Annotated in this window: 23 protein-coding genes and 1 tRNA gene; 6 read left to right on the top strand and 18 right to left on the bottom strand. The window is 67.7% G+C overall.

Annotated features, from left to right (window positions below):
- Positions 1-97 precede the first annotated feature (97 nt).
- Complete coding sequence (locus QM693_RS23210) at positions 98-946, bottom strand: alpha/beta fold hydrolase (RefSeq protein WP_280783641.1); 849 nt, start codon at positions 944-946, stop codon at positions 98-100.
- Positions 943-2,730 carry an N-acyl-D-amino-acid deacylase family protein gene (locus QM693_RS23205; protein WP_283335883.1) on the bottom strand — a complete coding sequence of 596 codons (1,788 nt, stop codon included), beginning with the start codon at positions 2,728-2,730 and terminating at the stop codon, positions 943-945. The genes QM693_RS23210 and QM693_RS23205 overlap by 4 nt, the downstream gene beginning before the upstream one ends.
- Positions 2,731-2,829: 99 nt before the next feature.
- Between QM693_RS23205 and QM693_RS23200 the strand changes: the two genes are divergently transcribed.
- On the top strand, positions 2,830-3,438 hold the full coding sequence (locus tag QM693_RS23200; protein WP_283335882.1) for a TetR/AcrR family transcriptional regulator: 609 nt from the start codon (positions 2,830-2,832) through the stop codon (positions 3,436-3,438).
- Between the two features lie 188 nt (positions 3,439-3,626).
- Here QM693_RS23200 and QM693_RS23195 read toward each other — a convergent pair whose 3' ends face one another.
- Complete coding sequence (locus QM693_RS23195) at positions 3,627-4,145, bottom strand: SRPBCC domain-containing protein (protein ID WP_283335881.1); 519 nt, start codon at positions 4,143-4,145, stop codon at positions 3,627-3,629.
- Entirely contained in the window at positions 4,142-4,444 is a 303-nt protein-coding gene (locus QM693_RS23190; protein ID WP_280783645.1) for an ArsR/SmtB family transcription factor, read from the bottom strand. The genes QM693_RS23195 and QM693_RS23190 overlap by 4 nt, the downstream gene beginning before the upstream one ends.
- Before the next feature lie 207 nt (positions 4,445-4,651).
- On the opposite strand from QM693_RS23190, the gene QM693_RS23185 reads away from it, so the two are divergent.
- A complete protein-coding gene (locus tag QM693_RS23185; RefSeq protein ID WP_283353544.1) occupies positions 4,652-6,265 on the top strand; it encodes a class I adenylate-forming enzyme family protein in 1,614 nt (537 codons plus the stop codon).
- Between the two features lie 53 nt (positions 6,266-6,318).
- Positions 6,319-7,623 carry an MFS transporter gene (locus QM693_RS23180; protein ID WP_283335879.1) on the top strand — a complete coding sequence of 435 codons (1,305 nt, stop codon included), beginning with the start codon at positions 6,319-6,321 and terminating at the stop codon, positions 7,621-7,623.
- Positions 7,624-7,671: 48 nt separating this feature from the next.
- Here the strand turns inward: QM693_RS23180 and QM693_RS23175 are convergent.
- Positions 7,672-7,743: transfer RNA gene (locus QM693_RS23175), tRNA-Cys, on the bottom strand.
- A gap of 93 nt (positions 7,744-7,836) precedes the next feature.
- On the opposite strand from QM693_RS23175, the gene QM693_RS23170 reads away from it, so the two are divergent.
- Positions 7,837-9,087 carry a multidrug effflux MFS transporter gene (locus QM693_RS23170; protein ID WP_283335878.1) on the top strand — a complete coding sequence of 417 codons (1,251 nt, stop codon included), beginning with the start codon at positions 7,837-7,839 and terminating at the stop codon, positions 9,085-9,087.
- 54 nt (positions 9,088-9,141) lie between these two features.
- Positions 9,142-9,675 carry a MarR family winged helix-turn-helix transcriptional regulator gene (locus QM693_RS23165; RefSeq protein WP_009474224.1) on the top strand — a complete coding sequence of 178 codons (534 nt, stop codon included), beginning with the start codon at positions 9,142-9,144 and terminating at the stop codon, positions 9,673-9,675.
- A gap of 57 nt (positions 9,676-9,732) precedes the next feature.
- Here the strand turns inward: QM693_RS23165 and QM693_RS23160 are convergent, their stop codons facing one another.
- Genes QM693_RS23160 through QM693_RS23140 form a run of 5 tightly spaced genes read right to left on the bottom strand, consistent with a single transcriptional unit; the run spans position 9,733 to position 15,166 of the window.
- Positions 9,733-10,509 (bottom strand): enoyl-CoA hydratase, encoded by a 777-nt coding sequence (locus QM693_RS23160; protein WP_283353543.1) that lies wholly within the window; start codon positions 10,507-10,509, stop codon positions 9,733-9,735.
- Positions 10,506-11,441, bottom strand: coding sequence for a 3-hydroxyisobutyrate dehydrogenase (mmsB, locus tag QM693_RS23155; protein ID WP_274542891.1), 936 nt, complete (start codon positions 11,439-11,441; stop codon positions 10,506-10,508). Before mmsB ends, QM693_RS23160 begins: the two co-directional genes overlap by 4 nt.
- The gene (locus QM693_RS23150; RefSeq protein WP_283353542.1) at positions 11,438-12,496 is read right to left on the bottom strand and encodes an enoyl-CoA hydratase/isomerase family protein; all 1,059 of its coding nucleotides are present in this window, start codon (positions 12,494-12,496) and stop codon (positions 11,438-11,440) included. Before QM693_RS23150 ends, mmsB begins: the two co-directional genes overlap by 4 nt.
- Before the next feature lie 5 nt (positions 12,497-12,501).
- On the bottom strand, positions 12,502-13,653 hold the full coding sequence (locus tag QM693_RS23145) for an isobutyryl-CoA dehydrogenase (RefSeq protein WP_283353541.1): 1,152 nt from the start codon (positions 13,651-13,653) through the stop codon (positions 12,502-12,504).
- A gap of 10 nt (positions 13,654-13,663) precedes the next feature.
- Complete coding sequence (locus QM693_RS23140; RefSeq protein WP_105424046.1) at positions 13,664-15,166, bottom strand: CoA-acylating methylmalonate-semialdehyde dehydrogenase; 1,503 nt, start codon at positions 15,164-15,166, stop codon at positions 13,664-13,666.
- A gap of 99 nt (positions 15,167-15,265) precedes the next feature.
- On the opposite strand from QM693_RS23140, the gene QM693_RS23135 reads away from it, so the two are divergent.
- Positions 15,266-15,853, top strand: a complete 588-nt coding sequence (locus QM693_RS23135; protein ID WP_283335874.1) for a nucleotidyltransferase family protein — start codon at positions 15,266-15,268, stop codon at positions 15,851-15,853.
- Between the two features lie 4 nt (positions 15,854-15,857).
- On the opposite strand, the gene QM693_RS23130 is transcribed toward QM693_RS23135, so the two are convergent.
- The 8 genes from QM693_RS23130 to QM693_RS23095 form a co-directional block, all read right to left on the bottom strand.
- On the bottom strand, positions 15,858-16,349 hold the full coding sequence (locus tag QM693_RS23130) for a pyridoxamine 5'-phosphate oxidase family protein (protein ID WP_005252867.1): 492 nt from the start codon (positions 16,347-16,349) through the stop codon (positions 15,858-15,860).
- 36 nt (positions 16,350-16,385) lie between these two features.
- A complete protein-coding gene (locus tag QM693_RS23125; RefSeq protein WP_283353540.1) occupies positions 16,386-17,708 on the bottom strand; it encodes an HNH endonuclease in 1,323 nt (440 codons plus the stop codon).
- A 366-nt stretch (positions 17,709-18,074) separates the two neighbouring features.
- Positions 18,075-18,788 (bottom strand): copper homeostasis protein CutC, encoded by a 714-nt coding sequence (locus QM693_RS23120; RefSeq protein ID WP_283335872.1) that lies wholly within the window; start codon positions 18,786-18,788, stop codon positions 18,075-18,077.
- A complete protein-coding gene (nagB, locus tag QM693_RS23115; RefSeq protein WP_283335871.1) occupies positions 18,789-19,568 on the bottom strand; it encodes a glucosamine-6-phosphate deaminase in 780 nt (259 codons plus the stop codon). It abuts the gene before it with no gap.
- Positions 19,556-20,740, bottom strand: a complete 1,185-nt coding sequence (locus tag QM693_RS23110) for an N-acetylglucosamine-6-phosphate deacetylase (protein ID WP_283335870.1) — start codon at positions 20,738-20,740, stop codon at positions 19,556-19,558. Before QM693_RS23110 ends, nagB begins: the two co-directional genes overlap by 13 nt.
- Positions 20,737-22,416 carry a phosphoenolpyruvate--protein phosphotransferase gene (ptsP, locus tag QM693_RS23105; protein ID WP_283353539.1) on the bottom strand — a complete coding sequence of 560 codons (1,680 nt, stop codon included), beginning with the start codon at positions 22,414-22,416 and terminating at the stop codon, positions 20,737-20,739. Before ptsP ends, QM693_RS23110 begins: the two co-directional genes overlap by 4 nt.
- The gene (locus QM693_RS23100; protein WP_005563035.1) at positions 22,416-22,691 is read right to left on the bottom strand and encodes an HPr family phosphocarrier protein; all 276 of its coding nucleotides are present in this window, start codon (positions 22,689-22,691) and stop codon (positions 22,416-22,418) included. Before QM693_RS23100 ends, ptsP begins: the two co-directional genes overlap by 1 nt.
- Positions 22,688-23,941: a PTS transporter subunit EIIC gene (locus tag QM693_RS23095; RefSeq protein WP_105422903.1), complete on the bottom strand. Its 1,254-nt coding sequence runs from the start codon at positions 23,939-23,941 to the stop codon at positions 22,688-22,690. The genes QM693_RS23100 and QM693_RS23095 overlap by 4 nt, the downstream gene beginning before the upstream one ends.
- Between the last annotated feature and the right edge of the window lie 213 nt (positions 23,942-24,154).

Below are 24,154 nucleotides of genomic sequence, written 5' to 3'. Positions count from 1 at the left end.
GTCTTCCAGACGACGCACCCGGACGGAGCGGCGTTCACCGACAGCGGACAGCCGATCAGTACCGCCCGGCGACGGGGCGCGGACGGACCGATCGGCGTCACGACTCATCGAGCAGGTGGTTGCCGAGTAGTTCGTCGACGCGCTCGGCCGCCTCGTCCGGAATCCAATGGCTCACGCCGCGGAACACCTCGTAGGTGTACGGGCCGTCGACGAAGCGTGCGGTCAGCTCGGGACCTACCGGCCCGATCGCCGTGTCGCCGTCGCTCCACACGAAGAGCGTGGGCACCCGGACCTTCCGGGAGGCCGAACGGGGTGCGGTGAACGGCATGGCCCGATACCAGTTCAGGGCGCCCCGGGCCCGCGTCCGGTCGCGCATGGGCTCCAGGTCGCGCTTCGCCCCGTCCGCAGACTGGCCGCTGGCGAGCAGTGCCCGGTAGCCGTAACCGTCCGGGGTGATCAGCCGCTCCGGAATCCACGGCAGCTGGAACGCGAACATGTACCAGGACTTCAGGATCTGGCGACTGGTGAGCATCGCCCGCACGAACGCCGCCGGATGCGGCACCGACAGCGCCGTGAGCGTGCGAACCCGGTCGGGCCGTTCCGCCGCGATACCCCAGGCCACCGCCGCGCCCCAGTCGTGCCCGACGACATGCGCCGGCCCGAGGCCCGCCTGGTCGATGAGCGCGACGACGTCCGCGACCAGTTCCGCGGTGCGGTACGCCCAGCGGGCGCGGGGCCGGGCCCCGGCCGAATAGCCGCGCTGGTCCGGCGCGAGGGTGCGAAATCCCCGCCGGTGCAGCAGCGGCGCCAGTTCGTCCCACGACCGCGAGTCCTGCGGAAATCCATGTAACAGCACCACCGGCGTGCCGTCGATCGGACCCTCGTCGCGAACGTCGAACACGAGCCCGTCCCGGGTGAACGTGCCGATCCGTTCCGTGCCGCTCATCGGACGGCCGGCTCACGCTCGCTGTGGTCTGCGGCCGACGCTCCGGCGCGGAGGAACCGTCCTGTCTTGGTGGCGCCGAACCCGCCGGTGAACTCCCCGTCGCGGTAGACGAGCCTGCCGTTGATCACCGTCGCGACCGCCGCGCCGTCACTGCGGTTCACCATCCGGCGCAGACCGCCGTACTCGGGGACCTCGGCCTCGAACAATCCGTCCACCGTCGCGTCGAGACCCGCCGGATCGATGACGACGAGGTCGGCGCGGTCCCCTTCGCGCAGGTGGCCGGCATCGATGCCGTACCAGTCGGCCAGCTCGCCCGTCAGCCGGTGGACGGCACGCTCGACGGACAGGAACGGTTTGCGGTCGGATTGCGCGTCCTTGACCTTCTTCAGCAACCGGATCGGATAGTTGTAGAACGCCATGTTGCGCAGGTGCGCACCTGCGTCGCCGAATCCCATCTGTACGCCGGAACTGGCCGCGAGCTTCTTCGCGAACTTGGGACGATGGTTGGCGATGGTGGTCCGCCACCGCAGATCGGTGCCGTACTTCACGACGAGATCGAGATACGCGTCGACCGGGTGGACGCCACGCAGGTCGCCCACCGCGCCGAACGTCTTGCCGATCAGCGCCTCGTCGGGGCACCCGACGATCACCGCGTCGTAGAAATTGCGGTGCCAGATGCGGGGGCTGAACTTGTTGTCGTAGTCCTTGCGGAACCGGCGTCGGTAGGACTCGTCCTGCAGCAGGGCGTTTCGCTCCACCTGGTCCTTGAGATGCAGTGCCGCCGCGCCGGCGCCGAACTCCTCGAACACCACGAGGTCGATGCCGTCCGCGTAGACGGTGAACGGCACCGGAAGGTGCTGCCACTTGAAGTCGGTCTTGGCGATGCGGTTCAGCAGGGGCGCCGCGGCGAGCATGAAGTACACGATCGGCGGGTAGGCCTTCGAGTCCGCGGCCGACAGCAGCGACGTCTTGAGGGGCTTGCGTCGTCCCAGACCCGAACTCTCCGCGAAGAATCCCGCGATGTTGGGGTGCAGGTTGATCGTCGGCGCGCTCTGCAGGATCTTGCCTCGCTCGCGCAGGATGCGGTTGAGGAAGCGGAACTCCTTCCACCGCGCATACGTGGACGGCAATGAGCGCGAACGGTATTCGTCGCCGTCGATCTTGTCGAGCGCATTTGTCATCGAGGACAGGCCGAGGAAGCCGGCGTCCACGGCCTCGGTGAGCATCGCGCCCATCCGCTCGAGTTCGCGGGCGCTCGGCTTGGTCCGCTTGTCGGTGCCCCGGCCGAGGCCGAGCACGTGGGTGCGGATGTCGGAGTGCCCGATGAAACCGGCGATATTGGGGCCGAGCGGCAGCGATTCGAGTGCCTCGACGTACTCCGCCGGGCTCTGCCAGATCTTGTTCTCGTCCAGGATCCTGAGCACGGAGTCGTGTGGCACGGCCTCGACCCGGCTGAACAGGTCGGCGCATTCACGCGGCGTCGAGTACACGGTGGACAGGGAGCAGTTTCCGAGGACGACGGTGGTCACGCCGTGTCGCACCGATTCCGGTAGTCCGGGGCTGACGAGCACCTCCGCGTCGTAGTGGGTGTGCACGTCCACGAACCCGGGGACTACCCATTTGCCTGCCGCATCGATGATCTCGGTGTCGGGCCCGACGGGCAGCGGACGGATCGATGCGCGGACGACGACACCGTCGCGGATGCCGAGATTGCGCCGCCGGGGCGCGGATCCGGTCCCGTCGAACCACAGCCCACCATTGACGACGACATCGAAATCCGACATTGTTGCGCTCCTCACACTCGGTATGTGTAACCCGAGGTTACGTATCCCGTTGAGTAAAAGTCAATGGACGGCTAGAGCGTTCCTCAATAGAGTGCAGGGGTGGCCGCCGCACCCCGCTCTCCCGAAGATCGGCGCGCGCAGATCCTCGACGTGGCCGTCCGGCTTCTCGAGACGGTGCCGTTCGACGACCTGTCGATGGACCAGGTGGCGGCCGAGGCGGGCGTCTCCCCGCCCCTGCTGTTCCACTACTTCAAGAACAAGCAGGGTTTTCGCAACGCCGTCCTCGAGACCTCGGCCTCCGAATTGCAACGCCGGATGACACCCGACGCGACGCTCCCCGTGTCCGGGCAGCTCCGAGCCGGCGTCGAAACGTTCGCGGACGCGGTGATCGAGCACCCCACCATCTACCTGGCGGTCATGCGGATGGCCGGTAGTGGCGACGAGCGGATGCGGCAGATCTACCGCGGCATGCGGCGCACGTTCACCCGCTGGATAGGCGCGTCGCTGGCCGAGTTCGGGGTGCCGACGACACCCGCGCTCGAGGCCGCGATCTCGGGCTGGCAGGCGTTCATGGAGGAGATCGTGCTGTCGTGGCTCGACGAGCCGACCATGGACCGCACGGACATGATCGATCTCTGCGAACGCGCTTTCTATCACCTGCTTCCGGCAGCAGGCGTCGACGTCGACGCACTGGACGTGACACGCTGATCCGGATCACACCCGGACAGCAACCCCGGGCTCGCCTCCCACGCCTTCGCGGCCGGGTTGGTCGACGCGTGCCAGGTGTTCGTCGCTCCCGTCGTCGTGAGAGGCGGCACCCGGTCTCTCCCGGAGCGCGTCCGGTGCAGGCTGGAACTGCTGGACGAGCGCCGTTTCGGCAGAGGGTCTACCGGACGTCATTGGCCGGCGCGCTGCGCCTCCAGGAATTTCCGTCCCGGCGTCGGGTCGACGCCGAAGCGCTCGGCGTAGCGCTCGTGAAGTTCCTCCCACCGGTCCCACGACCCGTGCGCCTCCGCCTCGGAGAGGTACCCGCCTGCGAGATGAGGCTCGAGCCGCGCGAAGTAGGTCTCCCAGCCGGCCGCGGTCTGCGCTGCGATCGCACGGTCGCCGAAGACATGGATGAAGATCAGCCGGCATCCGTCGCCCTCAGCGGTCAGATCGAAGCTGTACCGCTCACCGCCGAAGGTCCACGCCAGCCGATGGGGTTCATCGACCTCGGTCACCTCGCCGGTCGCGCCGTAGGCCTCGAAGGTCTCCCCTGTCGCCGGTGTCCACTCGGCGGCGGCGGGAAACCAGCGCTCGAGCTCTGCCGGCACGCTGACCGCCCGCCACACGCGTTCGATCGAGTGGGCGAGCGTGCGCTCGAAGCGCAGCGCCGGGCGGCCGTCGATCGTCTCCAGGGTTCCGTCGGTCATGGGTTCTCCTCCAGGTGTCGTTCGAGGGCGTCGAGGCGCCTCGACCAGTACGCGCGGTACGGCTCCAGCCACTGGTCGACCTCGGCGAGGGGTTCTGGGCGCAGCGCGTACAGACGTTGCTTGCCGTCCACGCGCACCACGACGAGCCCGGCCTCGCGCAGTACCTTGAGGTGCTTGGACACGCCGGGCTGACTGAGCGCGATGCGCTCCACCAGTTCTCCGGCGGGCCGCTCACCCTCACGCAGCAGGTCGAGAATCTGTCTGCGGTGCGGCTCGGCCAGGGCGGCGTAGGCGCTCATAGCCTCATATTGCCAGACGGAAATATGAGTGGCAACCGTCACCGAGGTCGTCACGGCAACCCCGGCTTCCTCCGGGCGGCGGGCGGGGCCCCGACTTGACACACCTCATGTGACACACAACACTTGCCCACACCGACCGAGCGAGTGATCGGTCGGCCGCTCGAATTCGGACATCCCGTTCGGACCGAGCCGGAGAAAGGACATGCGGTGTCGTCGACGTTCATCAACGACGGAATCCAGGAGCCACCCGTGGCGACCACGCTCGACGCGTGGCAGGCGCGCGTGCAGGCGTATCCCGATCACCCGGCCGTGGCCTATTTCGATGGTGTCCTCACTGCCCGTGAGGTCGACGACCTGTCGGACGCCGTCGCCGTCGCGCTGAGCGAGTGGGGCGTCGGGCGCGGTGACCGGGTGGGCATCTACCTGCAGAATGTGCCGCAGTACGTCCTCGCTCTGCTGGCGCTGTGGAAGGTCTGCGCAGCAGCGCTGGTGCTCAATCCGATGTACCGCGGAAACGAACTCCGCCGCCTCGTCGACGATGCGGAGCCGATCGGCATCCTCTGCGAAGACGTGAGCGCCGCGGCCACGGCGGAGACCCTGCGAGGCAGCAGCGTGCGATTCTCGATCAGCACCAGCGCCCTCGATTTCCAGACCCGCAACGATCCGCGGGTGTTCGAGTCCACCACGCGCGCCACGCCGGCGGCCGACGGCGACCTCGTCGAACTCCTCGCGCGCTTTCGCGGCAGGCGGCCTCCCCTGGTCGAACTCGGCGGGGACGACCTCGCGCTGCTCACCTACACCTCCGGGACCACCGGCCCACCGAAGGGCGCGCTCAACTCCCACGCGAACGTGCTGGCCACCGCACTCGACTTCGGTGAGTGCGCCGGCGTCGTCGACGGGGACGTCGTGTTCGCCGTCGCTCCCCTGTTCCACATCACCGGCGCCGTGCTCAATGCGGGTGTCGCCCTCGTCCGGGACTGCCTGCTCGTCTTCGCGAACAGGTTCAACGCGGCCGTCGCACTGGAGACGCTCGTGGAGCACCGGGTGACCTACACGATCGGCTCGATCACCGTGTTCAACGCGCTGTCCGAGGTTCCGGGCGTGAGCGCGGACCACTTCGCCTCGGTCAAGACCCTCTACTCGGGCGGCGCGCCCATCCCGCCTGCCACCGTGGAGAAGTTCGAAGCCCGATTCGGCAAGTACATCCACAACGCGTACGGGATGACCGAGACGACGGCCGGAGTGATTGCGGTGCCACCCGGCCTGCGGGCGCCGGTCGACCCGTCGAGTGGCTCACTGTCCATCGGTCTCCCGCTGCCCCGGGTGGACATCCGCGCCGTCGACCCGAATGGTGACCCTGTTCCGCCCCACACCGCGGGCGAACTGGAAATCGCCGGACCGCAGGTTGTTTCGGGCTACTGGCGCAACCCGGACGCCTCCCGGGACACACTGCCCGGCGGACGGTTGCGCACCGGGGACGTCGCGATCATCGACGAGGCGGGGTGGGTGTACCTCGTCGACCGGCTCAAGGATCAGATCAACGTGTCCGGGTACAAGGTGTGGCCCCGTGAGGTCGAGGACACCCTCTACGAACACCCGGCCGTGCACGAGGCCGCCGTCGTCGGGCAACCCGACGACTACCAGGGCGAATCGGTGGTGGCCTACGTCTCGCTCCGCAAGGGCGCGACCGCCACCGAGGACGAACTCGTCGCGTTCGCCCGCGACCGGCTCGCCGCGTACAAGCGGCCGCGGCTGGTGCACATCATCACCGACCTCCCGAAAACCCAGACAGGCAAGATCCGTCGCAGCGACCTGCGTTGACGGCTCCTCCCCTCGACATCTCGACTCCGCGACCCCGACGAAAGTGACTGCACGTGAACGTCGACCTCACTCGCCAGGCGCAGCCTGACACCCATTCCGGCACCACCCTCGCCTCCCGCAAGAAATCGCTCCTCGCCAGCTCCGTCGGCAACGTCCTCGAGTGGTACGAGTGGAGCGCGTACGCGGTGTTCGCCCCGTTCATCGCGGCGGCGATGTTCAGCAACTCGGACCCGGTCTCGGCCCTGCTGTCCACGCTCGCCGTGTTCGCGGTCGGGTTCCTGATGCGCCCGCTCGGCGGGATCATCTTCGGCCGGATCGCCGACAAGCGCGGACGCAAGTTCGTCCTCGTCACGACCATGCTGATGATGGCCACCGGCAGCCTGATCATCGGGGTGATGCCCACCTACTCGACGATCGGCGCGTGGGCGTCGCTGATCCTGCTCACCGCGCGCGTCATGCAGGGCTTCGCGCACGGCGGCGAGTCCGCGACCGCGTATTCCTACGTCGGTGAGATCGCACCTCCGCACCGGCGCGGCATGTGGGGCAGCGTCGCGTTCATCGCGATCTTCGGCGGTTCGGTGCTGGCCTACACCGTCGGCGGCGTCGTCACCTCCTCCCTGTCCGACACCGCTGTCGGTCAATGGGGTTGGCGTATCCCCTTCCTCATCGGCGCGCTCCTGGCACTGTTCGCCCTGTACCTGCGCCGCAGCATGGACGAGAGCGACGTCTTCGATGCTGCGCAGAAGGATGACGATCAGCCGAGCATCCCCCGCCGCACCGTCGTCCGGGCGATCCTCCTGATGATCGGGATGACCTCGGGCATCACGGCCGCGCACTACACGTGGACGTCGTACATCTCCACGTACGCGATCACGCAGCAGGGCATGAATCCCGACACCGCGTACTGGATGCTGGTGATCGCTCAGCTGATCGCTCTGGTCTCGCTGCCGTTCCTCGGGTTGCTCTCCGACAAGATCGGCCGACGGCCCATGCTGGGGGCCTTCGCGGTTCTGATGTTCGTCCTGCAGTTGCCGCTGACGATGATGATCACGTCCGACGGGTGGACCCTGCTCGTCGCCACCACCGCCGCCCTGCTGATCGTCGCGGTCCCGGCGTCGATTCTGTCCTCCACGCTGTCGGAGAGCTTCCCGACGCGACTACGCACCCAGGCGATCGGATTCGCGTACTCGTTCTCCGTAGCGGTGTTCGGTGGCACCGCCCCGTACCTGAACCAGCTTCTCCTCGGACTCGACCTCGGCTGGGTGTTCGGCGTCTACATCATGGTGCTGGCCGTCCTCACCGGCGTCGCGTGCCTGTTCATGAAGGAGACCAAGGGCATTCGCCTCGAAGACGTGTGACCACGCGAAAGAGAACCGGCAGGTGCATCACCTGCCGGTTCTCACCCGAGCGAGTGACGGGATTCGAACCCGTGTGAACGGCTTTGCAGGCCGGTACCTCAACCACTCAGTCACACCCGCATCGATGATTACTGTGCCCGGCCGGTGCCCCGGGCGCGAGGGTTGCGCTCACGGTGATTCTGAAACCGACACGCCGGGGCGGGAACAAACCACGTGCCCTCGTTGCTGTGTTGCTTCGTGACCGACACCGAAGAACGCGCCGCCCCGACCGCCGACCGGACAACCACCCGTCCCAGCCTTCGGGTGATCCTGGTACTCGGCGCAATGGTGGCCCTCGGCCCCTTCACCATCGACATGTACCTGCCCGCGCTTCCGGACATCGGAACCGACCTCGGCGCGTCCTCGTCCGCGGTCCAGCTGACCATCACCGGCACCCTGCTCGGCCTCGCGCTGGGGCAGTTGATCGTCGGACCGCTCGCGGACAGCCTCGGGCGCAGGCGTCCCCTGATCGCCGGTATCGGTGTCCACGTCGTCGCGTCCGTGCTCGCGGTCTTCGCGCCGACCGTGGCCGTGCTGGGTGTGCTCCGCGTCTTCCAGGGCATAGGGGCCGCCGCCGCAGCGGTGGTCGCGCTCGCCGTCGTCCGCGACCTTTTCTCGGGGAACACCGTGGCCGTCGTGATGTCGCGACTGATGCTCGTGCTCGGGGTCGCACCCGTTCTCGCCCCGAGTATCGGTGGGGCGCTCCTCATCGCCGTCGACTGGCGCGGGATCTTCGTCGTCCTCGCCGTGATCGGCATGCTGACGGCGTTGATCGGTGTGTGGGGTCTGACGGAGACGCTGCCGCCGGAGCGGCGGCGCAAGAGCAATCTGCGCGCCGTGCTGGGCACCTACAAGAGCCTGCTGGGCGACCGCGCGTTCATGGTGCTCGCCCTCGTGTCGAGTGTGGCGATGGGATCGTTGTTCTCGTACGTCTCCGGTGCGTCGTTCGTGTTCCAGGACCAGTACGGCCTGGACGAGCAGCAGTTCGCGCTGCTGTTCAGCTCCGGCGCGATCGCTCTGATCGGCGCCTCGCAACTCAACGTCCGCGCCCTCGCACGGTGGTCACCGCTGCAGATCACGGTGTCGGCCCTCGCCTTCGCGACGGTGGCCGGGCTGGCGCTGGTCACCACCGCCCACTTCGAGTTCGGCGGGCTCGTCGGGTTCGTCGTTCCGCTGTGGTTCCTCCTCGCCGGTGTCGGCTTCGTCCTGCCGAACGCCCCGGCACTGGCTCTCGGCCGGCACGGGGAGGCGGCCGGTACGGCGGCCGCGCTGCTCGGCGCCCTGCAGTTCGGTGTCGGCGCGCTGATCGCTCCCCTGGTCGGCGTGCTCGGCAACACCGGCGTCGCACTCGCGGTCACGATGACTGCGTGCGCGGGACTCGGACTCGTGGCGTTGGCGGCCGCCGCGAAGGCGGAAGCGCACTGACGACACGTTCGGCAGATTTTCGCGGCCCATCACCCGTCATGGGATGATCGACGCATGCCACCACCGTCACCACTTCATCTCGACCCCATCGAAGAGGCCCACCGGCAGTGGACGAAGCACGGCTGGGGTGATGTCGCCGACGGCATGGCCGCGGTGACCTCGGTGATGCGGGCACAGCAGATCATGATGGCCCGGGTGGAAGAGGTGCTCAAGCCGTCGGGGCTCACGTTCGCCCGGTACGAATTGCTGACGCTGCTGACGTTCACGCGTACGGGTGCGCTCCCGATGGCGAAGGCCAGCGCGCGCCTTCAGGTTCACCCGACCAGCGTGACGAACGCCGTCGACCGGCTCGAGACGGCGAATCTCGTGCGACGTGTCCCGCATCCGAGCGATCGCCGCGCGACCCTGATCGAAATCACCGACGCGGGAAGGAAACTGGCCGTCGAGTCCACCGAGCGACTCAACGCCCAGGTGTTCTCGCGCCCCGGGGTGTCCGGCGACAAGCTGGAACAACTGGTCACGATCCTCGCCGAACTGCGCCGCGAGGCAGGCGATTTCGACACCGGAGACGCCCCCACCAAGTGGTGAGACGACTGTCGCCCCGCACCGGATCCCGGTGCGGGGCGACAGTCGTTTTCAGGGTTTCTAGCGGTGTTTGAACACGGGCGCACGCTTCTCGACGAACGCTGCCATGCCTTCCTTCTGATCCTCGGTGGCGAACGTCGAATGGAACACCCGACGCTCGAACCGGACGCCCTCGGTGAGGGTGGTCTCGAACGAGCGGTTGACGGCTTCCTTCGCCATCATCGCGACCGGAAGCGACATCTCGGCGATGGTGGTCGCCGTCTGCAGCGCCTCGTCGAGCAGCTCCGCGGCAGGGACGATCCGCGACACCAGCCCGGCACGTTCGGCCTCCTCGGCGTCCATGTTCCGGCCGGTCAGGCACAGTTCCATAGCCTTGGCCTTACCCACCGCGCGGGTCAGCCGCTGCGAACCGCCGATGCCCGGGATGACACCGAGCTTGATCTCCGGCTGACCGAACTTCGCGGTGTCGGCGGCGATCAGGATGTCGCAGAGCATCGCCAGTTCGCATCCGCCGCCGAGTGCGTAACCGGCGACGGCAGCGATCGTCGGCTTGCGGGCCGCGGCGAGGCGATCCCACGCGGCGAAGAAGTCGTCCAGGTAGACGTCCATGTACGACTTGGGCTGCATCTCCTTGATGTCGGCGCCCGCCGCGAATGCCCGATCGGAACCGGTGATCAGAATGGCACCGATCTCCGAATCCTTCTCCAACTCCTCCACCGCCGACACGACCTCGCGCATCAGCTCGGAGTTCAGTGCGTTGAGCGCTTTCGGACGGTTGAGGGTGATGATCCCCACCCGGCCCTTGCGTTCGAGCAGGATGGTCTCGAAGTCGGTCACTGGTCTCCCTTGGTAGAACGGTCGCGGATGTCGTTGATGATGGCCGAGAAGTCCTGGCCACCACCACCGGCGGCGTGGAACCGGCTGTACAGCTCGGCGGCCCGCAGCCCGAGGTCGGCCTCGACGCCGTTGGTCTTCAGCGCGTTCGCGGCGAGACCGAGGTCCTTGTCCATCAGCGCGGCCGCGAAGCCCGGCTGGTAGTCGTTGTTGGCCGGGCTCGTCGGAACCGGTCCGGGCACAGGACAGTTGGTGGTGAGCGCCCAGCACTGACCCGACGCGTTGGACGCGACGTCGAACAGGGCCTGGTTGCTCAGACCCAGCTTCTCGCCGAGGACGAACGCCTCACTGATGGCGATCATCGACACGCCCAGAATCATGTTGTTGCAGATCTTCGCGGCCTGACCGTTGCCCGGATCTCCGCAGTGGACGACCTTCTTGCCCATCACGTCCAGCAGCGGCTTCGCGGACTCGAAGTCGTCCGCCGTGCCGCCGACCATGAACGCGAGCGTTCCCGCGGTGGCGCCGACGACGCCGCCGGAGACGGGTGCGTCCACCGAACGGTGGCCCGCCTCGACCGCCTCGTCGTGCGCCGCCCGGGCGTCCGCGACGTCGATGGTGGACGAATCGATGAACAGGGTGCCCGGCTTCGCGGCGGGCAGGATCTCCGCGTAGAGCCCGAGAACGTGCTTGCCGCTCGGCAGCATCGTGATCACGACGTCCACCTCGCGCACGGCCTCGACGGCCGAATCAGCGACGGTGACACCGTCTTTCACTGCCTGTTCGAGTGCGGCGGGCGCGAGGTCGAAGCCGACCACCGTGTGCCCCGCCTTGACGAGGTTGGCCGCCATGGGACCACCCATGTGACCGAGTCCCAGAAATCCGACGGTAGTGCTCATAGCAGTCCCTCCTGGACGCGTGTGGCTGGTGGTCAGTGCTGGCGCTGCGGGGCCGTCAGGCCGAGTTCGAGGTCGCCGAGTGGGGCGAAGAACGCGTCGACCCGCGCCGGGTCGACCTCCTCGATCGTGGCGGGCGACCACTGCGGGTTGCGGTCCTTGTCCACGACCTGCGCCCGGATGCCCTCGACGAGGTCGGGCGAGCTCAGGCAGGCGACGGACACCCGGAACTCGTCATTGAGTACTTCCTCGAGGCTGCCGGCCTGCCGTGCGCGGCGCAGCGATGTCAGGGTGACCGCGCACGCGGTCGGCGACTTCGCCCGCACCTGCTCGGCCGCCTTCGCAGCTTCCGGCACCCCACTGGCCTGCAGCCGGGCGACGATGTCGGCGACACTGTTCGCCGAGTACGCGGCGTCGATCCAGCCCTGCTGGCCCAGCAACTCCGAGACCGGTGCCGGTTCGGTGAACTGTGCGAGCGCCTCCTGAACCGACGCGGTCGACAACGCGTCGAGGAACTGCTCGATCTTCTCCGACGGGATGAAGTGGTCGGCGAACCCGCACGCGATCGCGTCGCCGGCACTGAGCCGGGCGGTCGTCAGGGCGATATGGGTGCCCAACTCGCCCGGGGTGCGGGCGAGCAGGTAGGTGCCCCCGACATCGGGGACGAAACCGATCCCGGTCTCGGGCATCCCGATCATCGACCGCTCGGTGACGATCCGCACGCTGCCGTGCGCCGACACCCCGACCCCGCCGCCCATCACGATGCCGTCCATGATCGCCACATACGGTTTGCCGTAGCCCGCGATGGCCGCGTTGAGGATGTACTCCTCGCGCCAGAACTCCCGCGAACCGGTGCCCCCGTCCTTGGCGTCGTGGTAGATCGACACGATGTCGCCACCGGCGCACAGGCCACGCTCCCCGGCACCGGTGATCACCACCGCCCGCACCTCGTCGTCGCCGGACCACTCGGCCAAGGCCGCCGCGATCTGCCGGACCATGCCGTGATTGAGGGCGTTGATCGCCTTGGGCCGATTGAGCACGATGCGGCCCAGACCGTCCCGCTTCTCGACAATTACCTCAGATTCAGAATTCACGTAGGTCACCCTGCCGTTCCACTATTTCCGACGACGCTGCGGGCGATGACCACCCGCATGATCTCGTTGCTGCCTTCGAGGATCTGGTGGACGCGCAGGTCCCGGACGATCTTCTCGATTCCGTACTCGGCAAGATAGCCGTAACCGCCGTGCAGTTGCAGCGCCTTGTTGGCCACCTCGAAACCGGTGTCGGTGGCGAAGCGTTTGGCCATCGCACACAGTTCGACGACATCGGGAGCACCGTCCTCGAGCGCGGCCGCCGCCCGCCACAGCAGGGTGCGGGCCGCCTCCAGTTCGGTGCGCATGTCGGCGAGCTGAAACTGCAGCGCCTGCGAGTCGATCAGCGGCGAACCGAACGCCTTCCGGTCCGTCAGGTAGGCGACGGCCCGCTCCAACGCGGTCTGCGCGCCGCCCACCGAGCACGCCGCGATGTTGAGCCGGCCACCGTTGAGGCCGGCCATCGCGATCCGGAAGCCACCGCCCTCGGAACCGAGCAGATTCGCCGCCGGCACCCGCACGTCCTCGAAGATCACCTGACGGGTGGGCTGAGCGTTCCAGCCCATCTTCACCTCGTTCGGCCCGAACGACAGACCCGGCGACCCCTTCGGGACGATGAACGCCGAAATCCCCCGCGGCCCGCCCTCCCCGGTGCGGGCCATCACCACGTACACATCCGAGGTGCCCGCACCGGAGATGAACTGCTTGACCCCGTTCAACACGTAGTCGTCGCCGTCACGGACCGCCCGGGTACTCAGCGCCGCCGCATCCGAACCGGCACCCGGCTCGGTCAGGCAGTAACTGCCCAGCTGATCCATCGAACACAACCCCGGCACCCACGCACGGCGCTGCTCGTCGGTGCCGAACCTGTCGATCATCCACGTGACCATGTTGTGGATGGAAATGTAGGCAGCGATCGACGGGCACCCCTTCGCGAGCTGCTCGAAGATGCGAGCGGCATCGACACGAGTGAGCTCGGACCCACCCACGTCCTCGCGGATGTAGATCCCACCCATCCCCAACGACGCCGCCTTACGCAGGACATCCACAGGGAAATGCTTGGCCTGATCCCATTCCACGGCGTGCGGCGCGAGATACTCGGCCGCGAAATCGCGGGCAGTGTCGCTGATCGCCCGCTCGTCATCGGTCAAGGTGAACATGGAGGTCCGTTCAGTTCATGGTGGGGATGACGAAGTGGTTGGTCTCTTCCTTCTTGCCTGAGGGCCAACGCTGCGTCACGGTCTTGGTCTTGGTGTAGAAACGGAACGAGTCGGGACCGTGCTGATTCAGGTCGCCGAAGCCGGAGCGCTTCCAGCCGCCGAACGTGTGGTACGCGATCGGCACGGGGATCGGGACGTTGACGCCGACCATGCCGACGTTCACGCGGTTGGTGAAGTCGCGGGCGGTGTCGCCGTCGCGGGTGAAGATCGCGACGCCGTTGCCGTACTCGTGCTCGGTGGGCAGGCGGAGTGCTTCCTCGTAGTCCGCGGCACGGGCGACGAGCAGGACGGGTCCGAAGATCTCTTCCTTGTAGACCCGCATGTCGGTGGTGACCTTGTCGAACAGGGTCGCGCCGGCGAAGAAGCCGTTCTCGTGGCCCTCGAGGGTGAAACCGCGGCCGTCGATCACGGCCTCCGCCCCCTCGTCGATGCCGATCTGGATGTAGCTGTTCACCCGCTCGAGGGCGTCCTTGCTGACGAGCGGACCGAAGTCGGCGGACTCGTCGTCGCTGCGGCCGATCGTGAGCTTGGCGACCCGTTCGGTCAGCTTGGCGACCAGCGCATCCGCCGTCTCCTCGCCCACCGGGACCGCGACGGAAATGGCCATGCACCGCTCGCCCGCGGAGCCGTAACCAGCGCCGATGAGGGCGTCTGCCACCTCGTCGAGGTCGGCGTCGGGCATGATGATCGCGTGGTTCTTCGCGCCGCCGAAGCACTGGGCACGCTTGCCGTGGGCCGCGGCGGTCTCGTAGATGTACTGCGCGATCGGCGTGGAGCCGACGAAGCCGACAGCCTTGACGCGGTCGTCGGTGAGCAGGACGTCCACCACTTCCTTGTCACCGTTGACCACGTTGAACACGCCTGCGGGCAGACCTGCTTCGAGGAACAGCTCGGCCAGACGCAGCGGCACCGACGGGTCGCGCTCGGACGGCTTGAGGATGAACGCGTTGCCGGCGGCCAGCGCGGGACCGGCCTTCCACAGCGGGATCATGGCCGGGAAGTTGAAGGGCGTGATGCCCGCGACGACACCGAGCGGCTGACGCATCGAGTACACGTCGATGCCGGTTCCGGCGGATTCCGTGTACTCACCCTTGAGAAGGTGCGGGGCGCCGAGTGCGAACTCGATGACCTCGAGGCCGCGCTGGATGTCGCCCTTCGCGTCGGGGATCGTCTTGCCGTGCTCGGACGACAGGAGGCGCGCCAGTGAATCCATCTCCTCCTGCGCGAGCTGGAGGAACTTCATCAGGACGCGGGCCCGCTTCTGCGGGTTGAACAGCGCCCATTCCCGCTGAGCATCCACCGCGTTCGCGATGATCGCCTCGGTCTCGGCCTTGTCGGCGAGAGGCACACGCGCCTGCACCTCACCGGTGTTGGGGTCGTAGACGTCGCCGAACTTGTTGGAGGCACCGGGGACGCGCTTGCCGCCGACGAAGTGGGATAGCTCTTGAACCATTGTGCGAACCCGTTTCTTGCTCGATGATGAGGGAGTTCCGAATATGTAGCCCATCCTATAGTTGGATGTCCATGTATGTCCAGACCATACGATCGGATCATGCAGAGTCACTCTCCCGAGGAGCTGAACTTCGTCCGCATCCTCCGGACCAACCCGTGCATCACCACCATCCTGGACCGCGCACCCCAACTCGGCCTCTCGGAGTGGTACCTCACCGCAGGCGCCGTGTTCCAGACGGTCTGGAACCACCTCGACGGCCGCGACCCGCAGTCGGGAATCAACGACTACGACCTCTTCTACTTCGACGACAGCGACACCAGCTACGAGGCCGAAGACGACGTCATCCGCAAGGCCGGCGCACTGTTCGACGACCTCGACGTGCGTGTCGAGGTCAGAAACGAAGCACGGGTGCATCTTTGGTACGAAGACCACTTCGGCGTGCCCTCGACACCCTTCACCGACTGCAAGGACGCCATCGATCACTTCGCCTCCACCACCTGCTGCTACGGCATCCGGAGAACACCCAGCGGAGACGACGAGATCTACGCTCCCCACGGATTCGCCGACCTCTTCGACATGATCCTGCGCCCGAACCCCGTCCTCGCCCCGCGGGAGGTGTACGAATCCAAAGCCGCCCGGTGGCAGAGGGAATGGCCTCGCCTGACGGTGGTGCCGTGGCCGGAGTGAGCAGTCAGTGCTTCCGCACGACGTGCTCGGGCTCTCCCGGTTTCCAGATGGTGATGTCCATGTGACCGTCGCCGACCTCCACTGCCGAGCCGCCGGTCAGGTCGGCACGGTAGCAGTGATCGAATTCCTGCCCCCGGATGTCGAACCCGGTCTCGTCGAACAGTGCCTGCGCGAAACGCTGATGCAGGGCCTTGTCCTGGACGTCGTCGACGACACCCCACAGTTTCGCGTCGCCCTCCTTCACCTCGGTGTCGACTGTCGCGGTGTGCAGGCAGAAGCGCGGATCGCGAGCCAGATCCCGGAACTTCGTGGTGTTCGGCATTCCGGCGATCCACAACTGATTCTCGAAGAATCTCGGCTCGACCGGGCTGATCCGCGGGAATCCGTCGGAGCGAAGCGTGCCGAGCATGCAGAGGTTTCCGGTCGCCGCGTGTCTGCGGGAGAAAATAGCGGCAATCCGCGGAGCAGCTTCGGCGAACTCATTCCAGCTGGCCATGCACACGACCCTACGACGAATCCCGTGGCCGCCGGGTCAGGACGCCCGCAATTGCGCGATGAGCACCGCCTCGACCTCCGACTGTCGTGCCGCGGCCGGGAGCGGCGGGGCCGCCGACCGGTAGTGGTGCCCGGTCGGGGTGCCGAGGTCGATGAGGTGAGTGTGGCCGGGCCGCTGTATCGGGCGGGCGGTCCACCCCGGTGCTTCCTTCGCGTAATTGCACGCCTCACAGAGTCCGGACCCGTTTCGCGCGGTGGTCTTACCCAATTTCCTGCGTGAGCGGATGTGATCGTGATGCCGGATCGGCGCATCACACCACGCAGTCCTGCACGTCCGATCCCGCAGGTCGATCAGCTGTCTCAGGCTCTTCGGGAACGTGCGGGCTTGCGATTCCATCGCCGTCAGCGCCCCCAACTGCGGGCACGAATACACCCGCCGTAGCGACGTCTCGGTGTCATTGTCGACGGCGTCCGCCACCAGCTGCCGCGCGATCCCCGCCGGCACCGGCCCGAACCCCTGCAGCTGCGCCGCCTCGTGCCCGCCGGCCAGCAACGTCTCGTCCGAGAGCACCAGGTTCACCGCCACCGGAACACCACCAGCAGCGGCCCGCCCGGTGCCGCGCTCGAACAACAGGTCCACCATCAGCTGATTGTGGGTGCGGCCACCACTGTTGCCGGTGGCGATCAGACTGTCCGCATCCCGCCCCAGTGTGGCCTGCAGACACACCGCCTGCTCGACCGTCATCAGCACACTCAGATACGCCATCGAATCCGGCGCCGGCCGTGTCGTCACCCGCCGCTCGGACACCGCCTTACGATGCCGGGCCACGACCGCCGCGGCGTCGAGTTCGACCGCCAACGCCTTCGCCCGTGCGATCAGACCGCGGTCGCCGACCCCGTCGAGAGTGGCCGGGTCCGAACACAACCGACGGTCCACGATGCCCCGATCCGTCGCCGACAGGCACGCCGTCTCCCGCACAAGCAGGGTGGCTCGCCATTCGTTCAACCTGCCCGACCGCAACAGGGCCAGGGTGTGCGGCATCTCGTGCACCAACGCCTGCGCGAACCCGAGATGCCGACCGCCGCGGTTCGGGGATTCCCTGCGCGCCAACGCAATCTGCGAGGCAATGCCGCGGTCCCAATCCGCCCGCGGCAACCCGGCAGCCTTGCGGTCCGCGCGGATAGACGTGGCGACGCCGTCGGTGATCACCGCCTGCACCGCACACCCGACCGACTTCAACGCCTCGATCGCATCGAGCCACTCGATCCCCAACCCCGCATCACCGCCAGCAGAAACCACTCGCAGTCGCGCCGTGAACACACTCAACTCGGCCAGATCCGGCGCAATCAATTCCCCCACAGCCAACCTCCCCCAAGGCCGTTAGAATGTATGTTCGATTCTAGCAACAGCCCTTGCCCCGTGGCAATAGTCCGCGTTGACTCATCAGAAATGCCCGCGTAGTCCATCCGTCGCCTCACCTGAAAATGCCGGCGTAGCGGTCACCTCTGCAGAGTTGTTGCTACTCAGTCAGATTTGGGTGCTGCAGACCAGCACGAGGCCGTCACCGGAGAGGACAGCAATCCTCGCCGACAGATACTCCCGACCATCGCCACCGCCACGAACACACCAACGAGAGAAGCCGCTGCCATTGGGGGCATTTCTGGATGAGTCAACGAATCAGACTTCGCGGGCATCGTGACCTGAGGCAACAGGGAGCCACCGAAGTCAGAGCCCCAGCGCCGCGGCCGCTGCCCGCGCGAGGGTTTCGTCGACGGCGTCGTAACTGCCGGAGCCACCGCCCGGTCCGCCGCTGTCGGCGACGGTGCGGCGGGCGGAGAGGTGCACGGCGTCGACCCCGGTGCCTGCGACCGCGGCGATGTCCTCGACGCGGATTCCGCCACCTGCCATTACTTGAATTCGCCCGTGCGCGTGAGCGACCATGCCGGACAGAGCTTCGAGACCGTCGATGCACCGCGGTGCTCCGCCCGAGGTGAGGACCCGGATGATGCCCGACCGCGCGAGCGTGTCGACGGCGGTCGCCCTCTCGGCGACGACGTCCATCGCACGATGGAACGTCACCTCGACCGTGTACGGGTCGATGCCGTCGAGCAGTCGGCGCAGAGCGTCGCGGTCGACGGACATGTCGGGAGTGAGTGCGCCGAGCACGACCCCGGAGGCGCCGACGTTCACCGCGGCCAGGACGTCGCGAGCCATGACGGCGATCTCGTCGGCGTCGTAGACGAATCCGCCGGGCCGGCACCGGATCAGCGGGTGCACCGCGATCCCCTGGGCCGCGACGGCTTCGATCATGCCGATGCTCGGTGTCAACCCGCCGGTCGCGCCGAGTGCGGTGCACAACTCGACGCGCACCGCGCCGGCACGTCGTGCGATCCGGGCGCCCGCGACATCCTGGACCGCTAATTCGAGTACGGGTGTCATCTAGAACGACTGCCAGGAAGGCTTGTGTTCCAGCGCATACCGGTAGTAGTCGGCGAGTTGCAGCTTGCTCGCTGCGGCTTCGTCGATCACGACGGTCACGTGCCGGTGCAGCTGCATCACCGATGCCGGGCAGAACGCGGAGAGCGGACCTTCCGCGGCTGCGGCGATCGCCTCGGCCTTGCCCTTGCCGAACGCGATCATCACCAGGTGCCGGGCCTCGCTGATGGTGCCCAGACCCTGGGTGAGGACGTGGTGCGGGACGTCGTCGACGCTGTCGAAGAACCGCGCGTTGTCGAGGCGGGTCTGCTCGGTGAGTGTCTTGACGCGGGTGCGTGAGGTCAGCGCGGAGCCCGGCTCGTTGAAGCCGATGTGGCCGTCGGTCCCGATGCCGAGAAGCTGCACGTCGACGCCGCCTGCCTCGGCGATGGCTGCGTCGTACCGCGCACCTTCCTCGGCGATGTCGGGCGATTCGCCGTTCGGGCTGAGCACACGGGCGGTGTCGAGGTTGACGTGGTCGACGAACTCCGAGCGGATCACCGAGAAGTACGACTGGTCATGGCTTTTCGGAAGACCGACGTACTCGTCCAGCAGGAAGGCTCGTGCTCGCGAGAAGTCCAGTCCGGCCTCACGGTGCCTGCGTGCGAGTTCCCGGTAGCTCCCGAGGGGGGACGAGCCGGTCGCGAGGCCCAGCGTCGTCGGACCGCGTCGCACGTACCCCTCGACGATGTCGGCGACGGTCGAGCTGATCTCCGACGGCGTCTGCCGGATTACGATTTCCATGCGAGTCCTTCCGTTTCGGCGGGCATTCCGCCGACGAACACGCCGCGGGGGCGCAGTTGGTGATCGGTCACGACGATATCGGCGCGGCGGCCCGGGGCCAGGGTGCCGCGGTCGGACTCCAGGCCGAGCAGCCGGGCCGGAGTCCTGGTGGCGGAAGCGACGGCGTCGACGAGTCCGATGCCGCTGTCCACGACGGCGGTGCGCACCACGTCCAGCAGCCGTGCGGTGCCGCCCGCGATGGCCCCCTCGGACCCGTCGGCGGTCGCGAGCCGGGCCACACCGTGTGCGACGCGCACGTTCAGCGGCCCGAGCTGGTAGTCGCCGTCCGCGACACCGGCGGCGGCCATGGCGTCACTGACGAGGACGATTTGGTCGGGCCCGACGGTATCGAACACCATCGACACGGTCTCGGGCGCGAGATGCACTCCGTCCGCGATCAATTCGACGACGATGTCGCCGCGACCGGCCGCGGCCAGGAACGCGGCCACCGGTCCCGGCGCGCGGTGGTGCAGCGGCGGCATCGCGTTGAACAGGTGGGTGGCGGTCAGGGGGCCGCCGGCGGCGTCGGCGATCCTCGCGGACGTGGTCGCCGCGTCGGTGTCGGTGTGGCCGAGGCTGGGTAGCACGTCACGCCGTCGCATCGCGGCGAGAAGTTCGCCGAAGTGCGCGGTCTCCGGCGCGAGCGTCATCGACCGGACGGTGCCACGCGCGGCGTCGCAGATCCTTTCGAACAGATCGGGATCGCCGGGGATCACGGACGCGGGATCCTGCGCGCCGCACCGGGCACCGGAGATGAACGGGCCCTCCAGGTGGATCCCGAGGAGCTCACCGCGTTCCACCAGATCGGCGAGAATCCCGGCCTGCCGGAGCAGGTCCTGCTCCCCTGCCGAGACGAGGCTGCCGAGCAGTCCGGTGGTGCCGTGCTCGCGGTGATGGTCCGCGGCCTGCCTTGCCCCGTCGGCGTCGGTGTTAGGAAATCCCGCGCCTGCGCCGCCGTGGCAATGCAGGTCGATCAGACCCGGCAGCAGTATCGACGAACTCGGTTCCGGCAGCGGCACCTGTCCGCGGTACTGCGCCGCGGACCCGACCCAGGAGATTCGGTCGCCGTCGGTGGTCACCACACCGTCGGCGATGACGCCGTCCTCCACGACGACCTCGCCCCGCAGGATCATCGAGACGCTCCGGACGCGAGCGCGGCGACCGCCGATCGTGCGGACTGCGAGGACCGTGCGCCGCGTGCGGCGGCGGCCATGTCCCGGCACAGGCCGAGGTCGGTGGCGGCCAGACTGGCACGCACGGCACCCAGCGACGGGGCCACCATCGACAGGCTGGTGACGCCCAACCCGACCAGCACCGGCGCCAGCGCGGGATCGGACGCGGCCTCCCCGCAGACGCCGACGGGTGCGCCTGCCTCCGCTCCTGCCGCGCCGACCAGGCCGATCAGGTCCAGGACGGCGGGCTGCCACGGGTCGAGCAGTGGCGCGAGACTGCCCGCCATCCGGTCCGCGGCACACGTGTACTGGCTCAGGTCGTTGGTCCCGATACTGACGAAATCGAGGTGCTCGAGCAGGTCGCGTGCACGCAGCGCTGCCGAGGGGATTTCGATCATCGCCCCGACCGTGGCGATACCGGCTGAGCGGGCGAGCGCGGCGAAGCCCTCCGCTTCCTCCGCCGTCGCCACCATCGGCGCCATCACCCACAGGTCCGCGCCGGTGGTGGCCGCCGCGGCGCCGAGAGCCTCCAACTGGGTGGCCAGGACTTCCGGGTAGACGGTGCCGACCCGCAGCCCCCGCACGCCGAGTGCCGGGTTCTCCTCCGCGCCGAGGTCGAGGAACGGCAGTGGTTTGTCGGAGCCGCTGTCGAGGGTCCGGACCACCACCTTGCGTCCCGCGAACTGCTCCAGCACCGACGTGTAGGTGGCGATCTGTTCGTCGAGGGTGGGCGCGATCTGCCTGCCGAGGTACAGGAATTCGGTGCGGAACAGCCCGACGCCCTCGGAATCCGCGGTGGCGGCGCGGGTGGCGTCGTCGACGGTGCCGATGTTGACGAGCAGTCCGACGGGTGCCCCGTCCCGGGTGCGGCCGGGTCCACTCGTGGCCGCAACCCGCGCTCGCGCCTCCGCGACCTGCTCGGCCACCTCTGCCTGCCGAAGGTCGCCGGGGTCGACGACGATCTCGCCGGTCGTCCCGTCGAGCACCACCGGTCTTCCCTCGACCAACCGGTCGAGGTCGGCGCAGTTCACGATCGCCGGCAGACCGAGGGATTTCGCCAGGATCGCAGTGTGACTCGTCGGCCCGCCCTCGGCGGTGAGCAGACCGACCACGTCGCTGCCGCCGAGCATCGCGGTGTCCGCGGGCGACAGGTCCCTGGCGACGAGAACGAACGGGTACCCGGGATCGGGGATGCCGGGCATCGGCACTCCCAGCAGCACCGCGACCGCGCGATGCCCGAGGTCACGCAGGTCCGCAACGCGTTCGGCCAGGTACCCACCGAGGGCCTCGAGTTTGGCGCAGTAACCGTCGAACGCGACGCTCACGGCGTGTGCCGTCGGCATGCCGGCGCGAAGGTTCTCCTCGGCGGCGGACACGATTCCCGGGTCGCGGGCCATGGCCGCCGACACGAGCAGGATCTCGGACGCGACGCCGTCCACCTGGGCGGCGCGGGCTTCGAGGTCGCCGGACACGGTCGCGAGGGCGTCCCGCGCACGGGCGGACTCGGCCGTGATCGATTCGCCGACAGGGTCTTCGGCCGACGTCGCGACCGGTGTCCCGAACGCGAGCCAGGGTGCGCAGACCAGCCCCGGACTCACCCCGAGGCCGTGTACGAGAAGTTCCGTAGCCGTCGACATCAGGCGGCGTCGAGGTCGGAGGCGAGCAGGTCTGCGAGGCGGTCGAGGGCCTCCTCGCTGCCCTCCCCTTCCGCGGTGATCGTCACCTCGGTACCGAATTCGGCGCCGAGGGTCATCACCGCGAGCATGCTGCCTGCGTCCACCGGCGCGGACTCGCCGACCGCGATCTGCACTGCGACCGGTACCGCCGCGGCGGCCTGAGTGAACTTCGCAGCGGGGCGGGCGTGCAGTCCGACCTTGGAACCGATGAGGACCGTTCGTGTAGCCATGCTCACTGACCTGCCTTTTCCGTGTCGGCGTTGGTGTCGGCGTTCGTTTCCGCGTCGTCCTCCCGGCCGGGAGTGCGCAGGTTCCACTTCTTGATGACGAAGCTGAACAGGACGTAATAGATGACCGCGTACCCGAGCCCGATGGGGATCAGCATCCACGCGTTGGTGGCCTTGCCGAAGTTGAGCACGTAGTCGAAGAAGCCTGCGGAGAACGTGAATCCGTCGTGGATGCCGAGCGCGTTGACGAGCGCCATCGACGTGCCGGTGAGGAACGCGTGGATCAGGTACAGCGGCCAGGCCACGAACATGAACGCGAATTCGAGGGGCTCGGTGATGCCGGTGAGGAACGCCGTCAGTGCGGTGGAAAGCATGATCCCACCCACGACCTTCTTCTGCGACGGCCGGGCGTTGCGCCAGATCGCCAGTGCGGCAGCGGGAAGGGCGAACATCATGATCGGGAAGAAGCCGGTCATGAAGATGCCTGCGCTCGGGTCGCCGGCGAAGAACCGGTTGAGGTCGCCGCGGACCAGCTCGCCGCTCGCGTCCTGGTAGTCGCCGACGAGGAACCACACGGTGGAGTTCAGGATGTGGTGCAGTCCGGTCGGGATGAGCAGGCGGTTGGCCATGCCGTAGACGCCGCCACCGACGACGGAGTTCTCGGCGACGGTCTCGCCCACCCACGTCAGTGCGGAGTTGAAGGCCGGGTACAGAAACGCCATTAGGACGCCGACGACGAGACCGGTGACGGCGGTAAGGATGGGAACGAGCCTGCGCCCGTTGAAGAATCCGAGGTAGTCGGGCAGTTTGGTGCGGTAGAACCGCTGCCACAGAATCGCGGACAGCAGACCCATCACGATGCCGGCGAGCACACCGTAGTTGATCAGCGCCTGGTCGCCGTTCGGATCGGTCTTGCCTTCGAGGACGACCGGCGACATGGCCTCGAACACGCCGTTGATGACCATGTATCCGACCACGGCGGCCAGGGCGGTGGAACCGTCGGCCTTCTTGGCCCATCCGATGGCGATGCCCACCGCGAAGATGAGGGGCAGCCAGGTGAACACGGCCTGGCCGGCTGCGGAGATGACGGACGCGGCGGTGTGCATCGAGTCGAATCGGCCGAGGAGGTCGTCCTGGCCGAGCCGCAGCAAGATGCCGGCCGCGGGAAGTACCGCGATCGGCAGCATCAGGCTGCGCCCGAGGCGCTGCAACCCGGCAAACACCGCTGATTCCTTTTTCGGGCTGTCTACGACAGTCATATCGGCCTTCTCTGTGTGCGCTTCGGTCGCCGAATCGGCGTCTGGTGAGTCCCGAAACCGGTGGCGGCGAGCGCGTCGTACGGCTTCGGGAAAACTATTGTGGACCAGCACCCCCAACGGGTACTGTCCGGTCATGACCAGTTGCTAGTTTGACCAGGTGAGCACAGGATGTCAACAGGCAAATGTGATCCAGCTAACCCATCCGACACCATC

Source organism: Rhodococcus sp. IEGM 1305 (genome assembly GCF_030058635.1).
GTDB classification, from domain to species: domain Bacteria; phylum Actinomycetota; class Actinomycetes; order Mycobacteriales; family Mycobacteriaceae; genus Rhodococcus_F; species Rhodococcus_F opacus_D.
This window is presented reverse-complemented; position numbering and strand designations above follow the sequence as displayed.

What these genes read in the sequence shown, in the direction of transcription:
- QM693_RS23210 (WP_280783641.1), bottom strand. Translation starts at nt 946, where the DNA reads ATGAGCGGCACGGAACGGATCGGCACGTTCACCCGGGACGGGCTCGTG.
- QM693_RS23205 (WP_283335883.1), bottom strand. Translation starts at nt 2,730, where the DNA reads ATGTCGGATTTCGATGTCGTCGTCAATGGTGGGCTGTGGTTCGACGGG.
- QM693_RS23195 (WP_283335881.1), bottom strand. Translation starts at nt 4,145, where the DNA reads ATGACCGACGGAACCCTGGAGACGATCGACGGCCGCCCGGCGCTGCGC.
- QM693_RS23190 (WP_280783645.1), bottom strand. Translation starts at nt 4,444, where the DNA reads ATGAGCGCCTACGCCGCCCTGGCCGAGCCGCACCGCAGACAGATTCTC.
- QM693_RS23165 (WP_009474224.1), top strand. Translation starts at nt 9,142, where the DNA reads ATGCCACCACCGTCACCACTTCATCTCGACCCCATCGAAGAGGCCCAC.
- QM693_RS23145 (WP_283353541.1), bottom strand. Translation starts at nt 13,653, where the DNA reads ATGTTCACCTTGACCGATGACGAGCGGGCGATCAGCGACACTGCCCGC.
- QM693_RS23140 (WP_105424046.1), bottom strand. Translation starts at nt 15,166, where the DNA reads ATGGTTCAAGAGCTATCCCACTTCGTCGGCGGCAAGCGCGTCCCCGGT.
- QM693_RS23135 (WP_283335874.1), top strand. Translation starts at nt 15,266, where the DNA reads ATGCAGAGTCACTCTCCCGAGGAGCTGAACTTCGTCCGCATCCTCCGG.
- QM693_RS23130 (WP_005252867.1), bottom strand. Translation starts at nt 16,349, where the DNA reads ATGGCCAGCTGGAATGAGTTCGCCGAAGCTGCTCCGCGGATTGCCGCT.
- QM693_RS23120 (WP_283335872.1), bottom strand. Translation starts at nt 18,788, where the DNA reads ATGACACCCGTACTCGAATTAGCGGTCCAGGATGTCGCGGGCGCCCGG.
- nagB (WP_283335871.1), bottom strand. Translation starts at nt 19,568, where the DNA reads ATGGAAATCGTAATCCGGCAGACGCCGTCGGAGATCAGCTCGACCGTC.
- QM693_RS23110 (WP_283335870.1), bottom strand. Translation starts at nt 20,740, where the DNA reads ATGATCCTGCGGGGCGAGGTCGTCGTGGAGGACGGCGTCATCGCCGAC.
- ptsP (WP_283353539.1), bottom strand. Translation starts at nt 22,416, where the DNA reads ATGTCGACGGCTACGGAACTTCTCGTACACGGCCTCGGGGTGAGTCCG.
- QM693_RS23095 (WP_105422903.1), bottom strand. Translation starts at nt 23,941, where the DNA reads ATGACTGTCGTAGACAGCCCGAAAAAGGAATCAGCGGTGTTTGCCGGG.